The 10,389-nt window shown below is 57.6% G+C and carries 12 protein-coding genes; 5 read left to right on the forward strand and 7 right to left on the reverse strand.

The window, feature by feature from the left end:
• The 5 genes from uppS to ispG form a co-directional block, all read left to right on the forward strand.
• A partial coding sequence (gene uppS / locus VN887_08950) for a polyprenyl diphosphate synthase (GenBank protein ID HXT40138.1) occupies positions 1-385 on the forward strand: 385 nt, incomplete at its 5' end.
• Between the two features lie 53 nt (positions 386-438).
• Positions 439-1,356, forward strand: a complete 918-nt coding sequence (locus VN887_08955) for a CDP-archaeol synthase (protein ID HXT40139.1) — start codon at positions 439-441, stop codon at positions 1,354-1,356.
• Between the two features lie 9 nt (positions 1,357-1,365).
• The gene (locus VN887_08960; GenBank protein ID HXT40140.1) at positions 1,366-2,502 is read left to right on the forward strand and encodes a 1-deoxy-D-xylulose-5-phosphate reductoisomerase; all 1,137 of its coding nucleotides are present in this window, start codon (positions 1,366-1,368) and stop codon (positions 2,500-2,502) included.
• Between the two features lie 13 nt (positions 2,503-2,515).
• A complete protein-coding gene (gene rseP, locus VN887_08965; GenBank protein ID HXT40141.1) occupies positions 2,516-4,042 on the forward strand; it encodes an RIP metalloprotease RseP in 1,527 nt (508 codons plus the stop codon).
• 5 nt (positions 4,043-4,047) lie between these two features.
• The gene (ispG, locus tag VN887_08970; GenBank protein ID HXT40142.1) at positions 4,048-5,919 is read left to right on the forward strand and encodes a (E)-4-hydroxy-3-methylbut-2-enyl-diphosphate synthase; all 1,872 of its coding nucleotides are present in this window, start codon (positions 4,048-4,050) and stop codon (positions 5,917-5,919) included.
• A 62-nt stretch (positions 5,920-5,981) separates the two neighbouring features.
• Here ispG and VN887_08975 read toward each other — a convergent pair whose 3' ends face one another.
• From VN887_08975 to VN887_09005, 7 genes are all read right to left on the reverse strand, one after another.
• Entirely contained in the window at positions 5,982-6,620 is a 639-nt protein-coding gene (locus VN887_08975; protein HXT40143.1) for a hypothetical protein, read from the reverse strand.
• 104 nt (positions 6,621-6,724) lie between these two features.
• A complete protein-coding gene (gene recO / locus VN887_08980) occupies positions 6,725-7,366 on the reverse strand; it encodes a DNA repair protein RecO (GenBank protein ID HXT40144.1) in 642 nt (213 codons plus the stop codon).
• Between the two features lie 58 nt (positions 7,367-7,424).
• A complete protein-coding gene (locus tag VN887_08985; GenBank protein HXT40145.1) occupies positions 7,425-8,087 on the reverse strand; it encodes a DUF502 domain-containing protein in 663 nt (220 codons plus the stop codon).
• Positions 8,084-8,659, reverse strand: coding sequence for an rRNA maturation RNase YbeY (gene ybeY / locus VN887_08990; protein HXT40146.1), 576 nt, complete (start codon positions 8,657-8,659; stop codon positions 8,084-8,086). Before ybeY ends, VN887_08985 begins: the two co-directional genes overlap by 4 nt.
• Entirely contained in the window at positions 8,656-9,615 is a 960-nt protein-coding gene (locus VN887_08995) for a PhoH family protein (GenBank protein ID HXT40147.1), read from the reverse strand. The genes ybeY and VN887_08995 overlap by 4 nt, the downstream gene beginning before the upstream one ends.
• Before the next feature lie 12 nt (positions 9,616-9,627).
• A complete protein-coding gene (locus tag VN887_09000; protein ID HXT40148.1) occupies positions 9,628-10,137 on the reverse strand; it encodes an HIT domain-containing protein in 510 nt (169 codons plus the stop codon).
• A 71-nt stretch (positions 10,138-10,208) separates the two neighbouring features.
• The coding region (locus VN887_09005; GenBank protein HXT40149.1) for a hypothetical protein at positions 10,209-10,389 on the reverse strand (181 nt) is incomplete at its 5' end.

Raw genomic sequence — 10,389 nt, forward strand, 5'->3', positions numbered from 1 at the left:
TGTACAGGAGCAATTGAAGAAAACCCGGGCGGCACTGGAGAAAAACAATGGTCTGACGCTGATCCTGGCCCTGAGTTACGGGGGACGCACCGAGCTCGTGGAGGCGATTCGCGAAATCTCGACCAAGGTAAAACAGGGAAAAATCGAGGCAGCCGAGATAAACGAAAAGACGATCTCCGAACACCTTTATACTCGGCATTATCCCGAGCCTGATTTGCTCATCCGGACGAGCGGGGAGATGAGGGTCAGCAATTTTTTGTTGTGGCAGATTTCCTACTCGGAATTTGTGGTGACACCGACCCTCTGGCCGGAATTCCGCCGGGAGCAATTCTTCGACGCCCTGGAGGAATACGCCCGGCGGCATCGCAGGTTTGGCGGCGTCTGAAATCCGCAATCGGAAATTGGCAATCGTCATTGCGCCTGATAGTTTCGCCGGCAATGTCACACGCGACCGCCCCACCGCCATCGTTCTCGAAAGCAAAGATTTTTTTCCGCCGACTGCTCACCTCGATTGTTTTGTGGACCGTGGTGATCTGGTCGCTTTTCTCGGGCAACAAGCTCATCTCGGACACGATCTTTCTGGTCATCATGATGGTTCTGGCCGGATTCGGGTTGGCGGAATTCTACGGTCTCGTCGAGAAGCGCGGACTGGTTTGTTTCAAGGGCTGGGGCATCTTCGGAGGCTTGTTGCTCATCGCAAGCACCTTTTTCTATTTGTCCGGATTGCTCGGCGTGCATGAGGCGCCCGCCAAGGCGAACGACTTTGAAACCAGCCTGCTCATCATCTTCGTGCTCGGTCTCTGTGTCCGGCAGTTTGTCTCGACCCATAACACCGCGGGGATTCTGGCCATCTCGACGACGCTCTTCGGGTTGATGTACGTTCCCTGGTTGCTCAATTTCATTCAAAAAATTAACTTTTTCCCGAAAGCCAACGGCACGCATTACGTTCTTTATTTCATTCTGGTCACGAAATTCAGCGATACGGGCGCGTATGCGGTCGGGTCGCTCATCGGCAGGCACAAAATGATTCCGCGCATCAGTCCGGGAAAAACCTGGGAAGGGTTCGCCGGCGCCGTGATTGTCTCAACCCTGGCGAGCCTGGTGTTCGCTCATTTTGCCGGCCAGCGATTGACCGGCATGAACTGGAAGCACGCGATCGTTCTCGGCGGCCTCTTGAGCACGTCGGCCGTCATTGGCGACCTGATCGAATCGCTGTTCAAACGCGAGGCGGGCGTGAAGGATTCGGGCACGTATTTCCCGGGAATCGGCGGAATTCTCGACCTGCTTGACAGTTTGTTGTTTAATGCGCCGCTGATGTATTTGTATCTCCGTCATGTTCTGACGCGGCCGGTTTAGTGGATTGGAATGAAAAACGTTGTTTTACTTGGAAGCACCGGCTCCATCGGCACCAGCACCATCAAGGTGGCGGAGGATCTGCCGGACCACATCCGCCTCGTGGGTCTCGCCGCCGGAAGCAACGCGGAACTTCTCGCCCGACAAACGTTGAAGCACCGACCCGCAGCGGTTTCGATCAACGACCCCGACAAGGCGCGTGAGCTGGAGTCCGCGCTTGGCACGATCAGCCGGGTTCACAGCGGTGCGGAGGGCTTGATCACGCTGGCCACGATGCCGTCGGCAGATATCGTCCTCATCGCGATCGTTGGCACCGCGGGGCTGCAGCCGGCGCTCGCCGCCATCCGCGCGGGCAAAGACATTGCCGTTGCTTCGAAGGAAATCCTGGTGATGGCGGGCGAGATCGTCATGAAGGAGGCCCGGGAAAACGGCGTGCGCGTGCTGGCCGTGGACAGCGAGCATTCGGCAATATTTCAATGCCTGGACGGCAGGCCGCCGTCGTCCGTCCGCAAACTTTGGCTGACCGCCTCGGGCGGTCCGTTTCGCCAGACCTGCAAAAAGGACTTTCCGGGCATCACCGTCGAACGCGCGCTCAAACACCCGTCATGGGTGATGGGCCGCAAGATTACCATTGATTCGGCCACACTGTTTAACAAAGGGCTGGAAATGATCGAGGCGCGCTGGCTCTTCGACGTCGAGATGGGCCGTGTGCAGGTGGTTGTCCACCCGCAAAGCGTCGTTCATTCGATGGTCGAATTCATTGATGGCTCGATCATCGCGCAACTCTCAAGACCGGACATGTGCCTGCCGATTCAACACGCGCTGACCTATCCGGAGCGTGTCGGCAGCGATCGCGTCCAAACGAACCTGGCAAAGCTCGGCAGCCTGACGTTTGAGGAGCCGGACCTTGATCGATTTCCCGCATTGGGCCTCGCACGGCGTGCGGGAGAGATGGGCGGCACCATGCCTGCCGTGCTGAACGCCGCCAATGAAGTCGCCGTCGAAGCCTTCTGCAATCAAAAGATCGGGTTCGAGCAAATAAGTGAGACCGTCGCAAGGGTAATGGACCACCACAACCTGGTGGATCATCCGACACTCAAGCAAATCATCGCCGCAGATGCCTGGGCGAGGGCTGAGGCGGTGGGGTAAACGCTTCCCTGGGTTGGACCCTATTTTTTCTGAAACCACCTTTGAACAGATCCGCTTACGAGATTGCCAGAAGCCCGATCGGTGGCTAGATTGCGAAATCGCCGGGGATCCGGCAATGAACCTAATGGCTAACATCTTAAGCGCGATTTACGTGGGCGTCGCCGTAGTATTGTTGTTCGGCGCCGCAGTTTTTGTACATGAATTCGGTCACTTTTGGGTCGCGCGTCGTCGCGGCATGAAGGTAGAAGGTTTCGCAATCGGCTTCGGACCAAAGATACTCGGCTGGACTCGTGATGGCATTGAGTACTCCTGGCGATGGATCCCGGCAGGAGGTTTTGTTAAGTTGCCGCAAATGATCACGTCGGAAGCGCTCGAGGGCGGGAACGATGCCTCAGCTGAGAAAATCCCGCCTGCGCCGCCGGTTTCAAAGATCCTTGTGGCTGCAGCCGGGCCGCTGATGAATGTGGTCTTCGGATTCGCCATCGCGACCTTGATCTACTTCGTCGGGCTGCCCGTGCCGGTAAATCCCTCGATCATCGGGCACGTTGACCCGGATTCTCAGGAAGCAAAACTTGGAATTCTTGAGGGCGACCGCATCGTCGAAGTGAATGGCAAAATGGTCAAATCTTGGGAGGACGTGAACATGGACACCGTCCTCGCGCGAACGAACGTGATTCCTGTCGTGATTGAGCGCGGCGGCGTAAGAACGCTGTACCAGCTCCGGGCCAAGGTCAACGATGTCATTGGATTGAAGATGCTCAATCTGGATCCGCGCGATCATCCGGTTGTGGCCAGAGTTGAACCCGGTACGCCTGCCGATACCGCGGGGTTGAAAGAAGGAGACAAATTCGTGAGTTTTGGTGGCGTTGCGATTGTGAGCCAGGAGCAGCTCATAGAATTGATAAAGAGGCGCGGCGGCGAGCCCACCGAGGTTCAGATTGAACGCGGCACCGACAAATTGGGCCTCTCTGTTACTCCGAAAATTGATCCCACGACAAAAAAGGGGCGTATCGGTGTGGCGCTGACGGGCAGTTCGACCATCGTTTACCAGTTGGAGAAGCCGGGACCGAAGCCGTGGGAGTCGATCGCCGACGTTTGGGACAGAACGATCAGCACCTTCGGTGCGTTGATTCATTCGAAAGAGACCGGCGTGGGCGCGAAAGACCTCGCCGGGCCCGTCGGTATCCTCACGATGCTAGCAGCCCAGGTCCATACCGACTACCGTCTTGCTTTAAAGTTCTTGGTGCTTCTGAACATTAATCTCGCTCTCATCAATCTTCTGCCCATTCCGGTTCTGGATGGCGGGCACATCTTAATGTCAATCATCGAAGGGATCCGTCGCCGTCCGTTGAGCGCGAAATTTCAAGAATATACAACAACCGCTTTTGCCGTTTTGCTGATTTCATTCATGCTCTACGTCACTTTCTTCGATATCAAGCGGTGGTCGCTTTTCAAAACCATGTTCAGACGCGACACGCAAATTGAGCTGCAGGAAAAGCCGAATGAGAATCAGCCGCCGACTTCCGAGCCCGCGAGGTGATTCCCATGCGCTACTGTGAATCGCCTTATTTCTACCGACGCCGTAAGACCCGCGAAGTGACCATTGGAGATCCGCGGAATGGCGGCGTCATTATTGGCGGTGACCATCCAGTTGTCGCGCAGTCCATGATCACCTGCGATACGATGGACACCGCCGCCAGCGTCCAACAGACGCTCGATCTCGTCGCCGTGGGCTGTCAGCTGGTGCGCATCACCGCCCCCACGGTCAAGGACGCCGCAAACCTGCAGAACATCGTTGCCGAACTTCGCAAGCGCGGCTGTCTCGTTCCCATCGTCGCCGACATTCATTTCAAACCGGAGGCCGCGATGGAAGCGGTGAAATGGGTCGAAGTCGTGCGGGTCAATCCCGGCAACTACGCCGACTCGAAGAAATTCGCGGTCAAGGAATACACCGACGAGCAGTACGCGTCAGAACTCAAGCGCATCGAGGACAAATTCACCCCGCTCGTGCTCGAATGCAAACGACTGAATCGCGCGGTGCGCATCGGCACGAACCACGGCTCGCTCTCCGACCGCATCATGAACCGCTACGGCGACACACCGCTCGGCATGGTCGAGAGCGCCCTCGAGTTCGCCCGCATCGCGCGCAAGCACAACTTTCACAATTTCAAGTTCTCGATGAAGTCGTCTAACCCCAAGGTGATGATCGAATGCTATCGTCTCCTCGTCGCGCGGTTGGAGCAGGAGGGATCGGACTGGAATTACCCGATTCATCTCGGCGTCACTGAAGCCGGCGAGGGCGAGGATGGCCGGATCAAAAGTGCGATCGGCATCGGTTCACTGTTATGCGACGGCCTGGGCGACACCATTCGCGTTTCGCTTACGGAAGATTCGCCACGCGAGATCGAGGTGTGCCGTGACCTGCTGGCGCAGATTCCCGTTCTCACAATGGGAGGGACGAGTTCCACCTCGTCCCGAAGCTCAGGGACGGCGTGGAAGGTGTCCCTCGCGGATGAATTTCCCTTCGACCCGTTTCATTTCGAGAAGCGCGAGACACCGGAGATTGAACTCAACGAACAAACGAAATGCGGTGGCGAACAGCTCATCCGCGTCGTCGTGACGCGCGCGACGTGGGACAAGGTCGCGCCAAAGATCCGACCGAAGGACGATGTAAAGCCGGAAGCCGTTTACGAAGACCTCAACGTTGCGGAGCTTGATCCGACGACGGATTTCGACATCAACTGCGACACGCAACTCGTCACCGTGAAGGACGGCGTGGATCTTCCGGCGATCACTGCGTTTCGATTGCTCTCGGCAAAATTGAAACGGCTTGGTCGAAAGAACCCAATCCTACTGAAGGACTGCATCAATTTTAATGACGTGCCCCTCACCCCGTCCCTCTCCCCATCGGATGGGGAGAGGGTGGCGAAGCCGAGTGAGGGATTTCCATTAGAACCCAGGATTGCTTTGCTGCGTGCTTCGGTCGTCATCGGTTCGCTGTTGGCGGATGGGATTGGCGACGCGATTCTGGTGCGCGGCGAATCCGGCGGTGGGCAATCGCTGCGGCTGGCTTACAACATTTTGCAGGCGGCCGGCTGCCGTTCGTTCAAGACGGATTACGTCGCATGCCCTTCGTGCGGGCGGACACTATTCAACCTGCAGACAGTGACGGCTCGCATTAAAGCTCGGACCGAGCATCTCAAAGGCGTGAAGGTTGCCATCATGGGTTGCATTGTGAACGGACCGGGAGAAATGGCCGACGCAGATTTTGGCTACGTGGGCGGCGCGCCCGGCAAGATCAATCTCTACGTCGGCAAAACGCCGATCAAATTCAACATCCCGGAAACCGAAGCTGTGGAACGGCTCGTGGATTTGATTCGCGAACACGGCAAGTGGGTGGAGCCGGAAGAGAAATGAGTCTCGTTGGTGAACTAAGAAGCCTGTTCAGCACGATGATGGGCCAAATGCCTCCAGGCTTTTCACTTCTGTGTCTCCAAAATAGGCCGACAGACTCGTTCCATCTCCAGAATAGCTGAATCTAGTTTCTTCTCAAGAGCGTCTTTTTCCTCGGCTCCCCACCAAATTACTGCCTCCCATTTTCTACATTGATCAACAACAGTCGGACTATTGCCAGATCTTTCTCGATCGTCGGTGGTAATAAGCATACGGGCGGCCACAATGATTTCGGACAGGATGCGATGAAGTTGGATGAATGGTTCGACCGCTTCGGCGCCGAACATCGCCTTCATCCGATACTGCTTTGTCATCAGATCGGCTATCGCTTTCCCATGCTCGTCGTAACGGGCAATTGTAACATAGTAGGAATCTTTCAGGCGCGATTCTACTTCGCTTTCGTGTTCTTCTTTCGGGCGATCCTTCGATTCACCTGAAAAAGACATTGGCGAGCGGATGGCCCGGACAATGTCGCGAATTTGGTAGAAACCGGATAATACGTCCTCAGCAAGTTCCGTTTTGCGCTTCCCTATTGTTTCCTCGCGCCACTTCTTTAAGCCGTGAGCGCCAATTTTAACGCCAATGATTGCAGTGATTGCCGTGACGACGCTCGGAAGCGTCTTGACTAGCTCGAGCCAAATGTTGGAATCATATGAGGAAGCCATATCAAATTCCCATCTAAGCTATTTCGCCGTCAAATTGCCCGCAAGCCCGTTCGAGAACTTCTCTAACTCGCTCGGCTGGATTCTTGAATCGAGAAGAAGAGTTGCTATGCAGTGAATGCTGTGCTTCGGCCCTTCGGAATGTTGCCGAGGTGAAAGATCAGAAATCCGTGGAGAAATTGCCGCAGTTCTTTCACTTGCGCTTCACTTAACTTCAGTCGCGACGCGGTTCGCAAATCGTTTTGCAGGAGAGTGGTCGTGATTCGTTTTACCCCGGCCGTGAGTTTGCTTTTTTCAAAATCCGGAGTCAGGCCGAGTTCGTTCAGCAGTTTGAGTTCAAAGGCTAGAATGGTCTGTGGTTGGGGCGGTTGTTTTGGGAGATGATCGAGCAGACCACGCATCAGTTCGTGAACGGCGAGCAACGGCGTCTCCGTTTCTGTCGCTTGCTCGATGAGCGCGGCGCAGTAGCTGGCTTGCTGGAGCAATGCGAGTTGTTCCCGCAATGCCTTGTGAGTCCCAAGCAAACTTACTTCACGCAGGGTATGTAATTCCGAGCGGCGGCTGCGCGAGAAGCTGAAGTCGGCCAGGAAAAAAAGGTCGAGTTTCCCGCGGAACGGCGAATTGGCGCGGCAGGCACCTTTGGCAACCGTGGCGATGCGGCCGAAGGCCGGCGTCAGCCAGTGAACGATCAGGCTGGTCTCGGTCAGCGGGCGCGTGCGGAGAATCAGTCCTTGCGTGCGTTGGGTCATGCGTGGTGCGTGGCGCTTGCAACACCAGACCAGGCGGGGCAGGGGAGCGTGCAGGGCATCACGATCTGCGTTTGGCGGGCGCGAACTCGGGAGCGATGGCGCCAAGGCTGACGATGAACTTGATGCCGTCGGCGACGGTCATGTCGAGCTTCGTCAGTTCCTTTTCCGGGACGAGCACGAGGAAGCCGCTGGTCGGGTTCGGTGTTGTGGGCACGAACACGCTGACAACCTTTTGCTTCGTTTTGGCCTGCACTTCCTGATGTTGTTCGCCGGTGACAAAGCCGACGGAAAACTGGCCGGGGCGCGGGAATTCGAGGAGCACGACCTGTTTGAATGACGAGCGGTTGCCCGGTGAAAAGGCCTCGTTGACCTGTTTTACCGTCCCATAGATTTTGTTCAACAAGGGGACCCGCAGAAGCGCGCGGTCGAGAAGCTCGATCAGTTTTCGGCCGAAGTAATAACGCGCCACGCTCCCGAGGAGAGTTATGAGCACCACGGCCAGCGCGATGGCGCTGAGACTCCAGTACCAGTGCATCGGACCCTCGCCGCCATTTTTGTGCGTCCATTCGTGCGGCAAAAAGAAAAGCAGGATGTCCGTGATATTCGACACCGTGCCGAACAACCAGACCAGGACCGCGACGGAAATGACCGCCGGCAGCACGATGGCAAGTCCGGTGAAAAAATTCCCACGGGAGCGCGAGAGAACGTTCCTTTTCTTCATCGTTGGACTCTAGGTTTGCCGCTTCGTTTGCTCAAGGGAAAGCCGCGGCGGGAATTGCCGGTTCGCGATTTCGGACCGCTTCGCCGCGCTTTGGCGACGGGAGCCGTCTTTGCCAGACGGGGCAGCGGAAACCGGCGCTTCAACTCGCGGAGCAGCCGCTCTTCCTCGAGTTTCATCGCGCGGCGGGCCGGCGGGGTTGAGTCGTCAAATCCGCGCAGGTGCAGCACTCCATGCACGAGGCACCGAACGAGCTCGGACGGCCAGCGCGTCCTGAACCCGCGCGCGTGCGCCACGGCATCGTCGAGGCAGATGAAAAGTTCACCGTGAAGGCGCGAATCGGATTCGTCCGCCGCGTTCTCGGAGTGATCGAACGTAATGACATCGGTGGAGCCTTCATGGCCGAGGAACTGTTGATTGATGCGCGACATTTCAGGGGCCGCGACAAGATGAATGCCAAGCTCGAATTCCCGGACGTCAAGGTCTTCGGTCAAAAGAGCGCGGGCGATGCTCTTTAACAGCACGATGTCAATGCGACGGACGCGTTGACGGTTGCGCAGGAGCAGCTCAGTCATTTCGCGGCGCTGCGGTGCTCTTCGTAGGCGTGAATGATCCGCTGGACAAGCGGATGCCGGACCACGTCGCGGCGCGTGAATTCGATCATCGCCACGCCCTCGACGCTCTTCAACGCGCGATGCGCTTCCACCAGCCCGGACTGTTTATGTGACGGCAGATCGATCTGGGTGATGTCGCCCGTGACGACCGCCTTCGAGCCGTGGCCCAGGCGCGTGAGGAACATGAACATCTGCTCGGTCGTGGAGTTCTGGGCCTCGTCGAGGATGATAAACGCCTGATTCAACGTGCGACCGCGCATGTAGGCAAGGGGCGCGACCTCAATCGTCGCCCGCTCCATGTGTTTCTGAATTTCCTCCGCGGGCAGCATGTCGTGGAGCGCGTCGTGCAAAGGACGCAGATAAGGGGCGATTTTTTCGTAGAGGTCGCCCGGAAGAAAGCCGAGCGCCTCGCCGGCCTCGACAGCGGGGCGCGTCAGGATAATGCGCGAAACCTTCTCTTCCTTGAGTGCCTGAACGGCCATCGCCATGGCGAGATAGGTCTTTCCGGTGCCGGCGGGGCCGATACCGAACGTCACGTCGTGCTGACGGATGGCTTCGACATACCTTTTTTGGCCGACAGTCTTCGGCGTGACCGGGGCCTTTTTGGCCGATGTTTGTATGCGCTCGTCAAACAGGCTTTTCAGAGTGGACGTCCCCTCGTGTTTCACGACGTTGAGAGCATAGGCGAATTCGCGGTTGCGCACCGGCGAGCCGGACCGGAGGGAACCCTCCAGCAGTTGAAACATCTGCCGTGCCCGCTCCACGGCTTCCGCAGGCCCTTCCAGTTTGATCCAGCCTTCGCGCGCGGTGGCTTTGACGTCGAGCTGATCCGCCAGCGCCTGGAGATTGCGCGGATCGTTATTGAAAAGCTGCTGGGCCTGGCGGGCGTTTTCGAAGTGAAGAATTTCAGAAGCCATTGCCGGCGCGGTTTATCGCTCGGGACCCGTGGACTCTGCGGTCAGGGCGGCGCGCAGACGCGCGGCGAGTTCCTTCAATGCCTGGGGCACAACCGTGGTGTCGGCGATCACCGGCATAAAGTTGGTGTCGCCGTTCCAGCGCGGCACGATGTGGATGTGAAGGTGCTCGATGATGCCGGCGCCGGCGACCTTGCCGAGGTTGACGCCGATGTTGAAACCGTCCGGTTTCATCACCTTGACCAGCGCCCCCTGGCAGCGGCGCGTAAGCAGCAGAAGATCGCGCAACTCGTCCTCGGTCAGGCCATCGAAATCAGGGGTCTGCTTGTAGGGCACGACCATCAAATGCCCTCCGGTGTAAGGATAGGTGTTCAAAAGCGCGTAGCACGTGCGATCTCGCGCTATGACGTGGTTTTCCACGTCGTCGCTGGATTGCGCGATGTGGGAGAACAACGAGGCATCCTGCGCCGCGGGTTTTGGCGCCAGAATATATTCGATCCGCCATGGGGCGTGCAGGGAGTCCATGCGATCAGGAAATAACCGGCGACGCGGCGTCGTGTTGCTTTGGAGGTCGGCGGCGGAATCCCGACGGCGTCTCACGCCCGTGCGACTCCCGTTTGGCCTTTGAGGACATAGGTCAGTGCCTTGACCGCCAGTTCCATGAATAAAAACGGTTTGGCGATCAGGTCGTTGCCGCCGCTCAGCGTCGAGCGGGCGCGGCTTTCGAAGTCAGTCAGTCCGGTGACGAACACCACGGGCGTGCGGGCGTGACCGGGC

Source organism: Candidatus Angelobacter sp. (assembly GCA_035607015.1).
GTDB lineage: Bacteria > Verrucomicrobiota > Verrucomicrobiia > Limisphaerales > AV2 > AV2.